Source organism: Peribacillus sp. Bi96 (assembly GCF_918698115.1).
GTDB lineage: Bacteria > Bacillota > Bacilli > Bacillales > DSM-1321 > Peribacillus.
This window is the reverse complement of the sequence record NZ_CAKKLV010000001.1, coordinates 1-16,729: the sequence shown is the minus strand read 5'-3', so window position 1 is coordinate 16,729 and position 16,729 is coordinate 1. Positions and strand designations below refer to the sequence as shown.

General features: G+C 39.7%; 17 protein-coding genes and 3 pseudogenes. 5 read left to right on the top strand and 15 right to left on the bottom strand.

Annotation, left to right across the window (positions count from 1 at the left end; all coding sequences use genetic code 11):
- Window positions 1-77: 77 nt before the first annotated feature.
- On the bottom strand, window positions 78-1,718 hold the full coding sequence (locus tag LQ203_RS00095; RefSeq protein ID WP_230154451.1) for a PucR family transcriptional regulator: 1,641 nt from the start codon (window positions 1,716-1,718) through the stop codon (window positions 78-80).
- A 436-nt stretch (window positions 1,719-2,154) separates the two neighbouring features.
- Between LQ203_RS00095 and LQ203_RS00090 the strand changes: the two genes are divergently transcribed.
- Both LQ203_RS00090 and LQ203_RS00085 read left to right on the top strand, forming a co-directional pair.
- Window positions 2,155-3,276 carry an alanine dehydrogenase gene (locus tag LQ203_RS00090; protein ID WP_230154450.1) on the top strand — a complete coding sequence of 374 codons (1,122 nt, stop codon included), beginning with the start codon at window positions 2,155-2,157 and terminating at the stop codon, window positions 3,274-3,276.
- Window positions 3,277-3,626: 350 nt separating this feature from the next.
- Window positions 3,627-4,982: an APC family permease gene (locus LQ203_RS00085; protein ID WP_230154449.1), complete on the top strand. Its 1,356-nt coding sequence runs from the start codon at window positions 3,627-3,629 to the stop codon at window positions 4,980-4,982.
- 199 nt (window positions 4,983-5,181) lie between these two features.
- On the opposite strand, the pseudogene phnX reads toward LQ203_RS00085, so the two are convergent.
- The 6 genes and pseudogenes from phnX to LQ203_RS00055 all read right to left on the bottom strand — a co-directional run bounded on the left by phnX (window position 5,182) and on the right by LQ203_RS00055 (window position 8,383).
- A pseudogene (gene phnX / locus LQ203_RS00080) lies at window positions 5,182-5,996 on the bottom strand (phosphonoacetaldehyde hydrolase).
- On the bottom strand, window positions 5,993-6,196 hold the full coding sequence (locus LQ203_RS00075; protein WP_253074190.1) for a hypothetical protein: 204 nt from the start codon (window positions 6,194-6,196) through the stop codon (window positions 5,993-5,995). The pseudogene phnX and the gene LQ203_RS00075 overlap by 4 nt, the downstream one beginning before the upstream one ends.
- Window positions 6,197-6,300: 104 nt before the next feature.
- Complete coding sequence (locus LQ203_RS00070; RefSeq protein WP_230154447.1) at window positions 6,301-6,771, bottom strand: methylated-DNA--[protein]-cysteine S-methyltransferase; 471 nt, start codon at window positions 6,769-6,771, stop codon at window positions 6,301-6,303.
- 68 nt (window positions 6,772-6,839) lie between these two features.
- Window positions 6,840-7,065: pseudogene (locus LQ203_RS00065) on the bottom strand (Ada metal-binding domain-containing protein); the annotation flags it as partial.
- A 22-nt stretch (window positions 7,066-7,087) separates the two neighbouring features.
- A complete protein-coding gene (locus tag LQ203_RS00060; protein ID WP_230154441.1) occupies window positions 7,088-7,855 on the bottom strand; it encodes an isocitrate lyase/phosphoenolpyruvate mutase family protein in 768 nt (255 codons plus the stop codon).
- Window positions 7,856-8,032: 177 nt separating this feature from the next.
- Window positions 8,033-8,383, bottom strand: coding sequence for a hypothetical protein (locus tag LQ203_RS00055; protein WP_098372038.1), 351 nt, complete (start codon window positions 8,381-8,383; stop codon window positions 8,033-8,035).
- Window positions 8,384-8,926: 543 nt separating this feature from the next.
- Here LQ203_RS00055 and LQ203_RS00050 point away from each other — a divergent pair.
- Complete coding sequence (locus LQ203_RS00050; protein ID WP_034309346.1) at window positions 8,927-9,148, top strand: DeoR family transcriptional regulator; 222 nt, start codon at window positions 8,927-8,929, stop codon at window positions 9,146-9,148.
- Between the two features lie 83 nt (window positions 9,149-9,231).
- Here the strand turns inward: LQ203_RS00050 and LQ203_RS00045 are convergent, their stop codons facing one another.
- Both LQ203_RS00045 and LQ203_RS00040 read right to left on the bottom strand, forming a co-directional pair.
- Complete coding sequence (locus LQ203_RS00045; protein ID WP_230154440.1) at window positions 9,232-9,954, bottom strand: pseudouridine synthase; 723 nt, start codon at window positions 9,952-9,954, stop codon at window positions 9,232-9,234.
- A gap of 123 nt (window positions 9,955-10,077) precedes the next feature.
- Complete coding sequence (locus tag LQ203_RS00040) at window positions 10,078-11,679, bottom strand: polysaccharide biosynthesis protein (RefSeq protein ID WP_230154439.1); 1,602 nt, start codon at window positions 11,677-11,679, stop codon at window positions 10,078-10,080.
- A 205-nt stretch (window positions 11,680-11,884) separates the two neighbouring features.
- Here LQ203_RS00040 and LQ203_RS00035 point away from each other — a divergent pair, with 205 nt between their 5' ends.
- On the top strand, window positions 11,885-13,150 hold the full coding sequence (locus LQ203_RS00035; RefSeq protein WP_230154438.1) for an NAD(P)/FAD-dependent oxidoreductase: 1,266 nt from the start codon (window positions 11,885-11,887) through the stop codon (window positions 13,148-13,150).
- A gap of 66 nt (window positions 13,151-13,216) precedes the next feature.
- Here the strand turns inward: LQ203_RS00035 and LQ203_RS27395 are convergent, their stop codons facing one another.
- The 3 genes from LQ203_RS27395 to LQ203_RS00025 are packed head-to-tail and all read right to left on the bottom strand — an operon-like array spanning window position 13,217 to window position 14,267.
- Window positions 13,217-13,342: a hypothetical protein gene (locus tag LQ203_RS27395; protein WP_290370494.1), complete on the bottom strand. Its 126-nt coding sequence runs from the start codon at window positions 13,340-13,342 to the stop codon at window positions 13,217-13,219.
- Between the two features lie 31 nt (window positions 13,343-13,373).
- Window positions 13,374-13,688: an MGMT family protein gene (locus tag LQ203_RS00030; RefSeq protein ID WP_290370493.1), complete on the bottom strand. Its 315-nt coding sequence runs from the start codon at window positions 13,686-13,688 to the stop codon at window positions 13,374-13,376.
- An 18-nt stretch (window positions 13,689-13,706) separates the two neighbouring features.
- The gene (locus LQ203_RS00025; protein ID WP_230154437.1) at window positions 13,707-14,267 is read right to left on the bottom strand and encodes an MEDS domain-containing protein; all 561 of its coding nucleotides are present in this window, start codon (window positions 14,265-14,267) and stop codon (window positions 13,707-13,709) included.
- Window positions 14,268-14,707: 440 nt separating this feature from the next.
- On the opposite strand from LQ203_RS00025, the pseudogene LQ203_RS00020 reads away from it, so the two are divergent.
- A pseudogene (locus LQ203_RS00020) lies at window positions 14,708-14,833 on the top strand (SDR family oxidoreductase); the annotation flags it as partial.
- 134 nt (window positions 14,834-14,967) lie between these two features.
- On the opposite strand, the gene LQ203_RS00015 reads toward LQ203_RS00020, so the two are convergent.
- The 3 genes from LQ203_RS00015 to LQ203_RS00005 all read right to left on the bottom strand — a co-directional run.
- Entirely contained in the window at window positions 14,968-15,153 is a 186-nt protein-coding gene (locus LQ203_RS00015) for a sporulation protein Cse60 (RefSeq protein WP_230154436.1), read from the bottom strand.
- A gap of 65 nt (window positions 15,154-15,218) precedes the next feature.
- Window positions 15,219-16,301, bottom strand: coding sequence for a tartrate dehydrogenase (locus LQ203_RS00010; protein WP_230154434.1), 1,083 nt, complete (start codon window positions 16,299-16,301; stop codon window positions 15,219-15,221).
- A 181-nt stretch (window positions 16,302-16,482) separates the two neighbouring features.
- Window positions 16,483-16,729 (bottom strand): IS3 family transposase (locus tag LQ203_RS00005; RefSeq protein WP_230154431.1); only part of this gene is annotated, 247 nt, incomplete at its 5' end.

Below are 16,729 nucleotides of genomic sequence, written 5' to 3'. Positions count from 1 at the left end.
ATGAATATTATTGTTAAATAATTTTTATCCTCGGTCTTAATCTTGTTACCTATGCGCCCGTGGTTGGCTGTTGATAACTACTTCGTAGGAACTCCCACTTGTTGTATGAGTTGATATGCTTTCAAAGCCATTTCAACGTTTAATCTGTTCTCTGGCATATCAAAATCAAAATCAAGAATCTTTTTTATTTTTTCCAGCCGATGATAGAGTGTTTGTCTTACAACATGTAATTTTTGAGCAGTAAGCTTCTTTGATCGATCAAGCTCAAAGTATTTTGCTAAAGTCAGAAGCAATTCCGTTCCATATTCCTTATCATAGGATATTAAAGGAGAAAGATAGTCCTCAATAAAATGGGCGGTATCTTGATCATGCTGAATTAATTGTATCAACCGAAAGATGCCAAGGTCTTCGTAAAAGGCACTTGTTGAAAACGCACGATAATTTAAAGCTAACTGCGCTTCTCGATACCCAGTATGAGCATCCAAAAGTAACTGGTATTGTCGCCCAATGCCTATACGGATTTGGCTAGATTCACCTTCTTTAACATATAGCAAGGCATTGATCACTTTCAAGAAGCGTGCCTTAGAGGAATCGGCAGTTCCGAGATCAATAGCTAATACAATAATCTGATTTCTTATAGATGTGATATAAGGTGTAAAAGAATATTTTGCGAACCCAGATCGAATTTTTAAAGAATAATGATAAATAGCAGATTCATTTTCTTCATTCGATAAACTTAATAAAGACGGATGAAGAGCATCTTCGATATCAACGATTGCAACTCGATAATGTATAGAAGCACGCTTAGGTTTTAACGAAATAAATCCCCTTGCTTGTTCTTCATTATTGATGCGTCTATAAAGTAAATCATTTAGCCATGTAGATTCTAAACGTAATCGTTTTTCATCCAAATAATGTTTGCGCAGTAAGTCTTGTGAGATTGCTAGAGAAGCACGATCAAGGATTAGGAAATCAAATTCATCCGATTCACGATCTAAAACCATAACAAGGTACGCCCAGATTTGATCCATTGCTCCGATCGGTTGGAGAAGAATAGTATGGTTTAATGCCTTCCATTCAACGGGCGAATCATTTGTAATCCGGTCATGCCAGTGTTCTTTATCTTCATAAATGGTTTGAAGTAGCTGCTCCATAAATTCATTTTTCAATCCTGGAATCGAAAAAGGTGTTCCTTCTATAGGAAGATAGATAATTGGTGCTTCTGTCTTCTGTTGCAACAACTTTAAAATATTTGATAACCCATGAGTAGTGAGTGACAATGAATGGAACTTTCTTGATATCGAATCTAATGTAACCAACTTCTCATGATGAACATTAATGATAAACGAATGTAGATCCTGTGCTATTTCAACGAAATTTATGAATTCTTTGAAAATAATAATCGGAAAGTTATACTCATTTGCCATCTCGATCATTTCATTAGGGACCTTTTCGAAGTAGTGTCCAAGTTCTATACATAAACATGAGGCATTGCGTTCGATAAGATTTAACAAAAATGAAGTATTAGAGGAGTCTCTCCATTCAAACCCAAATCCGGTGGAGAGTATCAGTTCCCCTCCCTGAAAGATGGTATCATCAAAAAACGGAATTTCAAGGACATGTGTCCATTTGACTTGACGGTGCAACCCGTTTGCCCCCGCAACTACCTCCGTTTTTGAAAAGAGTGAGCGCTTAAGAACATCTTGTACTGTAAGCATGTGTACCTCCTCATTTAATAATTGTTAGCTGTATCATTTTATTATAACTATACTAGAAAGTCTAAGCCCATAAAATATGGATCCCTATCTCTGTTTAACCCCAAATAATGTTCTTTTACGTGCTTTGATGAAATACCTTAATCAACCTGAGAATCTTTCATACTGGTATCCATTTACACCATTTTTCATCAGTTATATGTGTGCATGAACGGTGGAGTATTGAAACTTAAAACGACCAAAACAATTAGTTATACAATGGAAAAATTATCACTTACTCACCAATGCTGTATTCATAAAAGTTCAAGATAACCAAAAGCGCTTGGTTAAAAAAAAACTAATATACATTTAACCTCGTGTCTAATGAAAGGGTTATCATTTCCCTGTAAGATTTTAGAATGTTCAATAAATTAAATACAATTAAAAAGGAGAATGAACAATGATAGTAGGGGTTCCTAAAGAATTAAAAACCGCAGAGACTAGAGTGGGATTAAATCCATCATGGGTAAAAAAATTAACAGCTTTCGGTCATGAAGTACTAATACAAAGCATGGCAGGTGAAGCTAGTGGTTTTTGTGACGAGAAATATATTTTGGCTGGAGCAAAAATAGTAAACACGATTGACGAAATTTATGAGAAGGCAGAATTTGTTGTTAAGGTGAAGGAACTTCAACCCTATGAATACGGCCTTCTTAAAGAAAATCAAATGATAATGGCATGGTTTCATTTGGCGGAAGATGTAAATCATGAGATGACACAGGCCTTACTAGATAAAAAAGCTATTTCAATATCAATGGAATTAATCGTTTTACCTGATGGGACAAGACCTACGATTAAACCAATGAGTGAAATTGCAGGAACATTAGCAATGCTTGAAGCAGTCAAATATGCTCAATATGGTTATGGTGGAAAAGGAATACTTCTCCGGAAACTGGCAGGTTTACCGTCGAGCAAAGTATTCATACTTGGTGGTGGCAATGCTGGACTCAATACTGCGCAAGTTGCTGTGGGCCTTGGATTGAATGTAACAATCATGGAAGCATCAATGAAACGCATCGATTATTTGAACAATCAGTTGCCACAGGTGGACATTTTGTGTTGGGATAAAGATATAATGTTCGAAGAACTTATTCAAAGTGATGTTTTAATTAATACAATTTATCCGATGCCAGGGGTAACCGAACCTATCATAACACGAGAGATGGTCAGTAAGATGAAACCCCATTCTATTATTATTGATATTGCAGGAACGGGTATAATTGAAACCTCACGTTATACGACTTTAGAAGATCCAGTTTACTACGAACAAGATGTCCTACATTACTGTGTCCCGAATATGCCGGCTCTATGTCCACAAACCTCGACAAACATGATGTTGATGACAACGGGCCCATATATTATGGACATTGCGAATAATGGTTTGAAAGAGGTTGTAGAAAATGATGTAATAATAAGAAATTGTATCAGCACTTTGAACGGTGAAATTGTTCATCACGAAGTTGGGATCAATCATAACATGCCTTATACAGATATAAAAAATGAGTTACTATTGTCAAAATAATAAAGCGTCTTTAGAGTTATCTCATATTCTACGTTTCATTTCTATTGATTAGAAATCAGTATACACGTTATTGAACAAGTCGCTACTAAAGAAATTCCAGGAGTCAGTAAAGATGCCAGCGAGAAGATTTTTACAGGAATTATCTTTGTTATTCTGCAGACGAAATTCCTTACGAGGAATGGGGAAATAAGACAACAAATTCATGGATAATTCAAAGCAGGCTCCCTAGCATCTTTCTGACTTTTTTATGATTTCTAGAAACCCACCGTATTAAAAAAGCCATGGAAGTAATAATATTGTTCCTATTTCTCACAAAAGGTTAAATCAGGTAAAAGAGGAGAGTATTTTACATGTCAAATATAAGGAAAACGGATAGAACACTGACACTCATTCCAGTTGTATTGTTTGGTTTTTCATTTATGGGGTTAACCACAGCTTTTACTACGTATGGTATTGCGGCCAATATTTCCCACGGTACGGTTCCAGGGGCAATGATAGTTGCTCTAGTGGTAATGATGTTTACTGCTTACAGTTATGGGAAAATGGCAATTGCGTTTCCATCTTCCGGTTCTGCCTATGTTTATACGCAAAAATCGCTCAATCCCTCTGTTGGATTTCTTGTCGGATGGGTGATCTTAATGGATTATTTATTTATGCCAATGGTGAATTATTTAGTATTTGGTATTTTTTTCTCAGCTGCCTTTCCTACAATTCCAAGTTACATCTGGATTGCAGGTATGCTGATTCTCGTCACTTTTATTAATATTAAAGGATTGAAGATTGCCACAAATGTAAACGCATTCATAACGATTTTTGCTTTTCTTTTTATCCTTATCTTTATAGGTTTTTCTATTAAGGAAATTTTTATGGGAGAAAGCACGGCAACTCTTTTATCTCTTGAGCCATTCTATAATTCGAAAGAACCCTTTTCTTATACAATAGCTGGAGCAGCATTATTATGCTTTTGTTTCCTTGGGTTTGAATCAGTTACAGCGTTTTCGGAAGAGACAGTGAACCCTAAGAAAACAATTCCACGAGCTGTTATTTTAATTACTCTTGGTGGTGGTTTAATCTTTACAAGTGTCTCATATTTCTCGTATCTTGTATGGCCAGAGTATAACACATTTAATAATCCTGATTCCGCTGCCTACGAAATTATTAAACTTGTTGGTGGAAAGGCGATGTACTCAATATATCTTGCCCTTTACGCATTAGCTGTATTGGGTAGTGCCATGTCTTCCCAGGCAAGTGCATCACGAGTCCTCTATACGATGGGGCGAGACGGACAGTTTCCTGAAAAGTTCTTTGGCACCCTGCATCCGAAATATAGAACACCCGTAAATAATATCCTGATCATTAGTTTTGTCTCTTTGCTTGCTTTATTTTTAAGTTTAGATCTTGTAGCATCATTTATTAATTTTGGGGCGTTTCTTGCGTACACTTGTGTTAATATTTCAGTAATTGCTCATTATTATATTAGAAATAGAGAACGTTCGGTAAAAGGAACTGTCTTATATTTATTTGTTCCCATTATTGGAGCTGCTCTTGATATTTTACTACTTGTGAATCTTGATGCGCACTCAAAAGTACTTGGAGTAAGTTGGTTAATAATAGGCTTCATTTATTTACTTGTATTGACAAAAGGACTAAAAAAACAGCCACCAGTATTGAAAATCGAAGAAAATTATGGTGTAGATTTAAAATAAAGTAACGAAGTTTAAAAGAAAGATGAAAAACATCTTAGACACAATAATTGTCACTTGAAATGATGGAAACCTCTAGGTCGATTAAGTCCCCTACAACCCTTTTTACACAGCCGACAAATAAAAAAGATGCAGCATATACTCTATTCTTTCTCAATCAAGAATAGAGTATATGCTACACTTTTTTTACTATAATTAATGTTTAGTTTGTACGAGGTCTCTTACCATCTGAAATAAGACTATTAATTCTTTCGATAATACCGGGAAGTTCATTCATCGTTTTAATCGTAAAATCAGCCCCATTTTGCATAAAAGAGTTTGCAGTTTTGGAGATTACAATTTCTTTATCAAATTCTGATAGACTCGTATACTCATTCAAACTCACCCCATTTCAGAGCTTCCGACAATGACTCCGACGGACCATACCCCTGCATTCACTCCCTCTTGCATATCGGAAATGGTATCCCCTACCTTCACAACCTTCCATGATGCCGATAACTTCAATTCTTCCATATTACGATAAATCATGTAAGGATAGGGTCTTCCAATCGAATGGGTTGCATCTGGGGTTACATGAAAATCTGGCTGATTCCCTTTTTTCAACGCATTTGAAACGACAACATCCATCATGGTATCCGTATAACCCGTTGTCGACCCAATCTTCAGGCCGCGATTTCTTAATGCTTCCACTGTCTCGATAACCCCTGGAATTGGATCTGTATAATCCGCCAATGACATCATTAGTGCCGGTTCGAACTCGGCATACAGTTTTTCAACGTCTTCCTCATTGAATGACCTTCCATATTCCTCTCTCCATAAAGAAGATATCCTTGGCATGGTCAGCATCGCACGAATATGGTCGATTTTCAGCATGCCCATCGGAGCTCTGGCTTCCTCCATCGTCACTTCCAGTCCAGCATTCTTAAAAATATCCACAAAAACATTCACTGGCGCAAAACATCCAAAATCCACAGCCGTTCCAGCCCAATCCAAAATGATTCCCTCTACCTTATTTATACTGTCACCACTTTCATATATTTTTCTACGATCCTGCCAAGTTCCTCGATATCTTCTTCATGGATTTCGCCAATATTACCGATACGGAATGTATCTATGTCCGTCAGTTTTCCGGGATAGATTACGTAGCCCCTCTCTTTGATATAATTGTAGAATTCCCCAAAATCAAAGGTTTCGGTTGGAAAATGAGATATATGCATGAATGCCCAATTTACCCATCCTTTATTGGGTCAGATCAGGTTATTTTCATGGATTTGACTCTGTTTTAGGTCCCGGCGATTCCCATAAAGTTGCGCCCAGTATCCTACTTAAAATTCCTTTCATGCTGAAGGAGCCATTCCTTTCTCCATAAGCCACCCGCATAACCAGTTAATTTTCCATTTGAACCTATTATCCGATGACAAGGAATCACGATGCTTAACTTATTTCTGCCATTAGCGCTCCCTACTGCCCTAATGGCTTTTTCATTACCGATTGTAACGGCGATGTCTTTATAGGAACCCGTGTTAGCGTACATGATTCCTGTTAAAGCGTTCCACACGTTTTTCTGGAAGATGGTCCCTTCAAGTATATAGGGAAATGTAAATTCCCTGCGTTCACCTTTGAAATACTCATCAAGCTGACTAAAGCACTCCACCAAAATCTTGGGCGTTTGATCTTGCATAATATTTATCTTTATATCCCTTTCAGCAAACATTATCGAACAGATGGCCTCATTCGTTCCTGATATCTCGATAATTCCAATCGGTGATTCATAATCTAATTTATATAACATATATAAGGACCTCCATACTTATAAGGCAGCAGATGCCTTCCACTCACCCGATTTTTTTTCAATAAAGCGATGACATCTTTGACAAGTCCCTTCTGCGGGGAATCATCAACTTCCGGTTGGCATCTTTTGCAAGAACGGAAACCAGCCCTTTCGACTTTTCCTTGACCTACATGAAGGGCGGCAGTATATTTTAGTTGTCTCTACTGCCGTAAAAAATAATCCGTCATATTTAGGGTCGCAGGCAATGATCTTCTCCCACATTTCTTCAAAAGAAAGATTTAAAGCAACAGCCATTATACTCCGCATCCTTTCAGTTTTAGTTCCCATATAAATGTGAGGTGTCATTCAGCTCTACTATTCGTGCTGTATCTTGTTCTAATAAATCAATAATTTTATCGGTTAGGGCATTTCCGAAACTGAAACGTTTCACGCCTATTTCTTCAAGCTCCTTACCATTCGTTAATCCAGGCAAAGATAATACATTAAGGGGAGCACCTATATTCAAAGTGATTTCCTTTATTTCATCATAGTTCGTTATTCCAGGGATGAATATTCCGCTGGCACCATTCTCCACATACGCTTTTTCCCGCTCTACTGTTTCCGGGAAAGGATTTTCTTTTTGAAAATAAGTATCTGTTCTAGCATTGATGTAAAAATCTTCATACCCATTATAATCCAACGCTTCTCTTATTTTTAATAGTAGGCTGCAGTGTTGAGATAGATCTCTTAGCCCTTTTTGTTTTTTGGGCGAATCCTCAATATTGATCCCGGCTACACCGACATCTGCCGTCCTTAACACATTATCGACAATCTTTTCTGCGGTTTCACCATAGCCTGCTTCAATGTCTGCAGTGACGGGAATTTTCACATTATCCGCCATTAGTATGATACCTAAATGTCTTTCAAAATCAATCAATTCGCCATCAGAATAACCCAGGGAGTTGGCAATACCCCAGCTTGTCGTTCCAATCGCCTTGAATCCTGATTTCTCAAGAATCAAGGCCGATAATAGATCCCAGGCGTTCCCCAATATCAACAGGCCCTTCGAAAAGTGTAATTCATTGAATTCCTTAATGTTAGTCAATATAGTTGCTCCTAAAATTTAATTGTCCTCATTTTAACAATCAACCCAGCTCCAAATCGTCCTCATTCTTGCTCTTATGGTCCATTCAAACAATGGTTGTGCTGGATTCCCGTTTAACAGTTCCGGACAAATAAAAAAATGCCCTTTCATACCAGGGCATTTTCATGATCCAATTTATTAATTTACGAATAGATATAACTTTCGATGATACTCCACAAATGCCTGCTGGTCCTTTTCCGTGTAGTCCATCCACTTCACTTTCTTGCATCTTTCCTCTAATCTCTCATTCAGCTCATCTTCTATTTCATTCATGAAACGAATAATTTCCCCATATGGCATATTGAAATGACGGGCTGCGAGCCGGGGTGGAGAGTGCTTTACAAGCAGTCTCATAAATTGATCGACTGTGTCCGCCTTTGAAGCAAGATAATCTTCTTCGTTCACGATGAATTCATACACTTGTTTTTTCACGCCAGAAAGCCTGGTTACTTCATCGCGTAATAAAAACTCCATTAATCTTTCGTTCATATGGCTCTACCTCGAATTTGTATATATTTAAATTCCTTTTAGATTATGTATGAATAGGTTAAACTGCTCAATACCTCATTATGACATCGTTACAGCAAGCCATCAAGCAAATCCTCCAACTATATATAAACCGTAACAATTACGTTTTAAAGTCTGTCTTTAGTAAAATAACATGCATATTCCCCATAGTCAACGTTCTTGCTGTTTATCATATTTTTAGATGCATATTTCGCATCGTTTATTGGCAAAATGTGAGTATGAGCAAATGGAGTCATATCTTTATTAATTTTTATACATGTTAAGAGAATATATTTGTTAAAATTTGATATAATAAATGTAATATTTAGTCAATTAGCATCTTTTTATAGAATTTGCTTTTGCAAAGGAGTAAAATGAAGCTAATGACATCTTGTTTTTTCTAAATGTTTCCGAGGAGTTATAGGGTGGGTATAGCAAGTACATAGTGACAGCTGAAATGCTGTCCGACATATCGGTTGTTTTCATTTGTTCAGAATAACAATGAAAAGAATAAGGAGTGATTTTTTGAAACCTTCAACAAATCGCATGTTAACCCGTATTAAATCCGTTTATATGTTCATTAGTAATAACGGTACGGTTTCTACTCAAGAGCTTGTAGAAGAATTTGGCATCACTCCTCGAACTGTGCAGCGCGATTTAAATGTCTTAGCATACAATGACCTTGTTCAAAGCCCAAGCCGTGGCCTTTGGACGACAACAAGTAAAAAGGTGAAGATGTCATCGTAAAAAGAACGACCACCCGAACAAGATCGATATGTAAAATACTTTGAGGCGGACAATATTTGTCCGCCTCATTTTTCCTCTTATCATCATTCTGCAGGTTGGCCCGCTTTTAACTGTTCAAGCTCTTCTGTCGTTAACTCTCGGTATTCACCAAGCTCAAGCTCCTCATCAAGCTGTAAACTTCCCATGGAAAGACGCTTAAGATAGACGACACGTTTGCCAACGGACTCAAACATTCGCTTCACTTGATGGAACTTCCCTTCCATGATCGTCAGCTCGATATCCGATGTCAGACCTGATTTTAGAATATTCAATTCACCCGGTTTTGTTTCATACCCATCATCCAAGGTCACGCCGTTGCGGAATGCCTCAATATCCCGTTCCGTCACTTCGCCATCAATGACCGCAAAGTACGTTTTAGGGACATGTTTCTTCGGGGAAAGCAGTTGGTGGGCAAGCTTTCCGTCATTCGTGATCAGCAATAAACCTTCTGTGTCTTTATCCAAACGACCTACAGGAAATGGCTCGAATACGGAATCTTCTGGCTCCAAGATGTCGATGACCGTTTCTTGGTGTTTGTCTTCCGTTGCCGACAATACGCCTGGCGGTTTATTCATCATTAAATAGATGAACTCCCTGTATTCAACACGTTCACCATGAACCGTCACGATTTCTGCTTCAGGGTCGACTTGTTCTTTCGGATCTTTCAGCAGCCGATCATTGACCTTAACGGCGCCGGATTTCAGGAGTTTTTTCACTTCTTTCCTGCTGCCATAACCAATATTGGATAATATTTTATCTATTCTCATCGTTTCCTCCTAAAGCCTTTTCAGTAAAAAGCCTTGCCCATTTTATGACAGGCAAGGCCAATATAATTTAATCTGGGAATTCACTTATTTTATACCCTTTATTTTACACATCAAACTTCTATCTTATAATCCTAATTTTTCTTTTAAACGATCGATACGGGTTCCGAATAGGCGATGGGCCAGTTTGCTTTTCAAGGAAAGTGCTGCAAAAATGAGAGCTCCGAAAGTGGCACAAATGGCCACGATCAGGATCGCTTGGAATCGCCCTTCCGTTGTAAACCACAGCGCTAATAAACTGTTCATGCCCCATACCGACAGTCCCATTATCGCGGAAAAAACAGTGATCAATACGCTCCTTCTGATAGTAAGGCTATAACGATATCCAGTAAAGTAGGTAATGACATACATATTCAGCAAGACCGCAGCTAAATAGCCAAATGCCGTTGCATAAACGGAACCTTCCGTTTCAAACAGCTTGATCATGGGGATATTCAAGCTCAATTTGATTAAAAAACCTAAAAGCAGGCTGAGCACCGTATATTTTTGCTGATTGATCCCTTGTAAAACAGCCGCCGTAATGGAAAAGAGTGCAAACAAAATGGAAACGGGCGCATATGCCTTCAGGACACTGATTCCAAGTGGATCATGGCTGTAAAAGGCGCTATAGATTGGATCGGCCAGCACCGACATCCCAACGACAGCGGGAATCGTAATGAACAACAAAATTTGAAAGGCTTGGTCCAGCTGGCGGTTGAACTCTTCGGTATTCTCACTTGCATATGCCTTCGTCACCGAGGGAAGAAGCGCCATCGAAAACCCGGTTGCAAGCGTCATAGGAATTACGACAAGCTTCTGGGCATATACATTCAAAACCCCAAGGGCATCTTTAGCAACATGCTGTAAACCGATGGAAGCCATCGCTTTATTGAAAGACAATAAGTCCGCAAACTGAAACAATGGCATCGCGATTCCGACAAATATGAAAGGAATCGACGAAAGAAATATTTCTTTATAAATCTCCGGCAGGGAAATGTCCATCGTCCCCCGGTCATTCTCCATCAAGCTGTCCAAACGGGGTTTTTGTTTTTTCCAATACCAAAATAACACCACTAAACCGCCGACAGCCCCGACCGTCGCCGCGAACGTAGCTATTTGAATGGCCTTCACTAATTCTCCATCCAGGACATTTAATACAACATAAACACCGGCCAGAAGGAACACGATGCGGACAATTTGTTCAACAACCTGCGAAATGGCCGTCGGCTCCATCGCCTCATGTCCTTGAAAATAACCGCGGATGATACTCATGAACGGTACAAAAATCAGGGCGAAGCTGACTGCCCGTATGACCGCCGTGACATCCCTGACATCTTCCTTCCTGACACCAAAGACTTCAGTAAACATCGGTGCCATCGTATAGAGAATCAAGAAGGCAAGAAAACCGGTAACAACCATTAATTTCAGGCTCGATTTAAATAACTTCTCACCGACCGCGTATTCCTCAAGCGCATTATACTTCGAAATGAATTTAGAAACAGCAAGCGGCATGCCTGCCGTTGCAAAACTGATGAAAATGGTATAGGGGATATACCCATATGAATAGAGTGAAGCCCCTTTATTCCCAACCATATGTTCAAATGGGATGACATAAAATAAACCAAGAACCTTGGAAATGATCGCTCCCAGCGTTAATATAAAAGCCCCTTTTAAAAATTTAGACGACATCTAATCCCATCCTGCCTCTGTCAGTTACGTTTAACACGCTTTTTATCTTAACATAATAAAGTTTTTTTTCTATAGAAAACTACACTCAAGTTTATCGTTTTCGAAGATAATACACAAACAAATCATTCCTCTTTTTCTACATTCGCAATCTGACGGGCTCTTGCTATATAATAGAGGGACTGAAAATGATAAAGTGGTGATCAATATGAAATATGATGTAGTGGTAATTGGCGGCGGCCCTTCCGGATTGATGGCAGCAATTGCAGCCGGGGAAAAAGGTGCCCATGTATTGTTAGTGGATAAAGGCGAGAAGCTTGGAAGGAAACTTGCAATCTCGGGCGGAGGACGCTGCAACGTGACGAATAGGCTCTCTATCGATGAAATCATTCAGCATATCCCTGGAAACGGGCGATTTCTATACAGTGCTTTCTCAGAGTTCAACAATGAAGACATTATTCAATTCTTTGAAAAATTGGGCGTTGCTCTAAAAGAAGAGGACCATGGCCGGATGTTCCCTGTAAACGATAAGGCACAAAGTGTCGTGGATGCCCTGCTGACGCGCCTGTCGCATTTAAAGGTTACGATTTATAAGAACTCCCCAGTTGCTGAAGTACTCTATGAACATGGAAAAACAAGCAGTGTCCGGTTGAAAGATGGACAGACAATTGATTCAGATGCAGTCGTGATCGCTGTCGGTGGAAAATCAGTTCCCCATACCGGTTCAACCGGCGACGGCTATGCATGGGCTAAAAAGGCGGGGCATACGATTACTGAACTGTTCCCGACTGAAGTTCCCTTGCTTAGCCAAGAAACATTCATTAAAGATCGAACGCTTCAGGGTCTCGCACTCCGGGGTGTTTCATTGAGTGTCCTTAATCCAAAAGGCAAGGCCTTGATTACGCACCAAATGGATATGCTCTTCACCCATTTTGGCGTCTCTGGTCCAGCTGTACTAAGATGCAGCCAATTCGTCGTGAAAGCGATGAAAAAGTGGAACCTCTCGGAAGTGACCATGAAACTCGATGCCCTTCCCGATCGAAACAAGGAAGAAGTCTTTCAAGACATCATAAAAGAAATCAAAGCCGAACCGAAAAAAGCCATTAAAAATACATTAAAAGGGTTGGTTCCGGAACGGTATCTTCACTTCCTGCTTGAACGAAGCGGCATCGACCTTCAAGAACAAGGAGCGACGATCTCAAATGAGAAAATTCGCCGATTTGCTGAACTATGCAAGGAATTCCAATTTGGAGTACACGGCACCCAGCCGCTAGAGAAGGCCTTCGTCACAGGCGGCGGCGTATCCGTCAAAGAAATCCATCCAAAAGAAATGGCTTCCAAACTAATGGACGGACTGTATTTCTGCGGTGAAATTTTGGATATACACGGATACACAGGCGGCTATAATATAACATCGGCATTAGTAACCGGAAGACTTGCCGGGTTGAATGCTGCCATGTATGCCCGTTCATAATACACAAAAAAGGCTGATCTAGTTGGATCAGCCTTTTTTTGTGTATGATTTCGTTTGTAGTGGCATTCATTCAGCGTTTGCCTGGAGAATAATTCGGTAATTCCGCAGGCAGCCCTCTTTTTTCGTTTGATTGCACAGTTTTCGACCCGCCGCATCGTTATTCGTCCCTCCACTATTTTTTTTCGTCCTCATCGCTGTTTATTCGGCCGCCTTCGGCCTATCCTTAATAAATTTCTGGATGATATCGAAAAGCCTCCAGGTCAATGGTATTCCGATTGGTGAATGTGACGCCTTCACTTTCCAGCATCGCCTTCTGGTGTTCCGCAGCTCCCTCTGCTTTTATGCCGATTTCGCCTTTGGCATTGATTACCCGATGCCAAGGAAGGTCATGTTTTTTGCTGCTTGAATGAAGGATCCTTACGACCTGCCTTGCACCGCGCGGGCTTCCAGCAAGCTGTCCAATCTGGCCATATGTCATCACTTTACCGGAAGGGATATGTTGAATGATCTTAATAACCCGTTCAGTAAAACTATCCACATTCTTCGCCCCTTTGTCCTATCTGTTAGTCAAAATCGTAATTTTTTCATCGGTTATGAGGATTTCATGATGCTTGATCAAGTCTGCTTTAAGCACGTCAGGTACTCTGCAGTCATCGTAAGCACAAACAGAAATCAACCCTCGTTCCGTTATCAATTTATCGATTCCTTTTTCATATTCACCTATCGCAACGCTTGCTTTATCTTCTTGGCCCCATTCCACATGACCCCAAGTTCGCACGAGTTGATTTTGTTTTGAATATGAATCGATATTTTCCAAGAAATAATGAACCATCGTTGAAGGATGGAAGTCTCCATGAAAACAATAAAAATCAAAATTATTAATAAGATTCACTTTCTTCAATTGCTCTTCATTTAAATGAAGCTGTAATTTTTTTTGCACGAAAGGAAAGATGCGATCATTTTCCACGACCAGGATATTGTCTCCTTGCTCAACACCGGCAATAATGAATGTTGCCTCGTTTTCAATGTAGGTTTCCAATTCATTAAAACAGTATAAGATATGGCCTCCACCTGATTGTTGCATATTTTCTATCAGTTGTTTCATATTGTTATCCAAAAAGAATCTCTCCTTTAAATACACCAGTCCGTACTATGCATTACGTTTAACTTTACCTATAATCCGCTTGTTTGTAAAATTCATAAAAGGATATAATCAGTCTTTGCTAATTTATCCCTTTGAAGTTCGTCCTTAAATTACAGGATAATACGGCACATAACGCGGGTTATAATAATAGGCCATATTGAGACATCCAAAGACTTTTTTTCTACCCTTCAGCCTATTCCAGGTGCACGGCAACGAGTCCTGCCCAGAGGTTATTAATCATTAGTCATGTTGCACGGCATTTGCCCGGCCGACATAAAGTAATCCGTCTAAATTCTTTTTTAGGAGGACTCCTCATGGCAGAAGATAAGAAAAAGAAATCATCTGGTAAAGGGTTTCCCATGCATGCGAATTATGGAAAGATAACTCGTTATCAAGACGTCCCCATCACGGTTCCGATGCAATGCCAAGGTCAGACGTTTGAACTGGCTCCCACCTTTGTCTACCTCGCTTCTGATGATTCCTGTTTCGTGACCGGACAAACACTTCTGGTCAATGGCGGGGAATCGACTTCATCCTAACATATCTTACTGGAGACAAAGTCAGGGTTTTGCAGATTAAAACTTAATGAAAAAAAGACTACCTTGGTTGCCCCTCGTGCAGCAATAGGTAGTCTAATATTTTTGCAAAATGAAAACGATAGGGCCTCATGACTTTATTTTTTCTTATAAATGATCATCGCACTAAAACAGTAAATCTGTTCCTCTTCCTCTTCACCCGAAGTGGCGACATTGTATTTGATATCGACGATTTGATTCTCACGAATGTCTTCCAAGAAGACGTTCATTTCATCCTCTAGGTCCTTTTCATGCTCATAATCAAATAATTTCACTTGAATCATCGGCTCTCCCCTGCCCTTTTACTATAATGATAGTTATTGTGCAGGATGCCCGTTTTTCATGATGATTATACCTGTTTTGTTTGTAAAGCGGATAATAATGCAGCCACTTCATCTCCGACTTCTTCTGTAGAAGCTGCCCCTCCCATATCTGGGGTCAGGGCTTTTTTATCGACCATCACCTGTTCGACCACGTCCAACACTTTTGCGCCCCAATCCTCATGCCCAAAGAAATCAAGAATCTGACTGGCAGACCATATGGCGGCAAGTGGATTGGCTATGCCTTGGTGTGCAATATCCGGTGCTGAACCATGAATCGGTTCAAACATTGAAGGATATGTCCGTTCCGGGTTTAAATTGGCTCCTGCCGCCAGTCCCATCCCGCCTGCGATGGCAGCACCTAAATCCGTGATGATGTCACCAAACAAATTGGAAGTGACAACGATTTGAAATCGCTCGGGCTGTTTGACAAAAAACATGCTGGCGGCATCAACCAAATATGAATTCGTTTCAACATCCGGATACTCAATCCCGACTTCTTCAAATACCTGATCCCAAAAAACCATGGAATAATTCAATGCGTTCGCCTTGCTTATACTCGTTAGCGTCCTGCCCGTCTTACGAGCCAGTTCATATGCATATCGGATGATTCTCTCCGTTCCTTTTCGTGAAAAGACCCCAGTCTGCAGTACGACTTCTTCCGGCTTGCCTTTGAATAGCCAATCACCAGCACCGGAATATTCCCCTTCACTGTTTTCACGGATGACAACCATATCGATTTGATCACGAGTAACGTCTTTTAATGGGCAGGGAGCACCTTGAAGCAATTTTACAGGCCGAACATTCACATATTGATCAAATTGCTTTCTGATTTTCAGCAAAAGTTCACGTAATGAGATATGATCCGGTACACCAGGATAACCGACCGCCCCAAGATACACGGCTTCAAACTTCTTCAATTGTTCCAGCCCGTCGTCGGGCAGCATTTTACCGTGCTCAAGATAATATTCACAGCCCCATGGAAAATATGTAAACTCGAAAGAAAAATCCCCTGCAATCCCAGCAACTTCTTCAAGGACCTTTACACCCTCATTAATCACTTCTGGGCCTATCCCGTCACCCGCGATGACCGCTATTTTATAAACATTCATCCTTTATTCTCCTTTATCTATATTTTCTGATTTTTTTCATCCTAATTTTAACATATAACTTTTCAGCCCTATTCCTAAAGGGGAAATTTTCTGAAGAATGATCATAAAACATTGATAAAATCGTTCATGAAAAAGAGCCCCTTCATTGAAGTGAACCCAAAAAGTTAGACACTTTATTTAATTAGGCAGCCTTGAGGGCATGAATCCGGTAATCTACCGGGCTCATGCCTTTTAATTTTACCTTGATTCGTTGATGATTGTAGTAATGGATATATTCTTCTAGTTCTTGTTTGAAATGCTCCATGCTTTCAAATTCTTGAAGATAGAGTAATTCGGATTTTAATAAGCCAAAGAAGTTTTCAATCACCGCATTATCGAGACAATTTCCTTTGCGGGACATGCTTTGTGTAATGTTATGTCTTTTCAAA

Excerpts from the sequence above, each read along its gene's own strand:
- LQ203_RS00070 (WP_230154447.1), bottom strand. The coding sequence starts at position 6,771 with ATGTTATATAAATTAGATTATGAATCACCGATTGGAATTATCGAGATA.
- LQ203_RS00085 (WP_230154449.1), top strand. The coding sequence starts at position 3,627 with ATGTCAAATATAAGGAAAACGGATAGAACACTGACACTCATTCCAGTT.
- LQ203_RS00010 (WP_230154434.1), bottom strand. The coding sequence starts at position 16,301 with ATGAATGTTTATAAAATAGCGGTCATCGCGGGTGACGGGATAGGCCCA.
- LQ203_RS00045 (WP_230154440.1), bottom strand. The coding sequence starts at position 9,954 with ATGAGAATAGATAAAATATTATCCAATATTGGTTATGGCAGCAGGAAA.
- LQ203_RS00090 (WP_230154450.1), top strand. The coding sequence starts at position 2,155 with ATGATAGTAGGGGTTCCTAAAGAATTAAAAACCGCAGAGACTAGAGTG.
- LQ203_RS00015 (WP_230154436.1), bottom strand. The coding sequence starts at position 15,153 with ATGATTCAAGTGAAATTATTTGATTATGAGCATGAAAAGGACCTAGAG.
- LQ203_RS00040 (WP_230154439.1), bottom strand. The coding sequence starts at position 11,679 with ATGTCGTCTAAATTTTTAAAAGGGGCTTTTATATTAACGCTGGGAGCG.
- LQ203_RS00095 (WP_230154451.1), bottom strand. The coding sequence starts at position 1,718 with ATGCTTACAGTACAAGATGTTCTTAAGCGCTCACTCTTTTCAAAAACG.
- LQ203_RS00055 (WP_098372038.1), bottom strand. The coding sequence starts at position 8,383 with ATGAACGAAAGATTAATGGAGTTTTTATTACGCGATGAAGTAACCAGG.
- LQ203_RS00075 (WP_253074190.1), bottom strand. The coding sequence starts at position 6,196 with ATGCATATATCTCATTTTCCAACCGAAACCTTTGATTTTGGGGAATTC.
- LQ203_RS00035 (WP_230154438.1), top strand. The coding sequence starts at position 11,885 with ATGAAATATGATGTAGTGGTAATTGGCGGCGGCCCTTCCGGATTGATG.
- LQ203_RS27395 (WP_290370494.1), bottom strand. The coding sequence starts at position 13,342 with ATGAGGACGAAAAAAAATAGTGGAGGGACGAATAACGATGCGGCGGGT.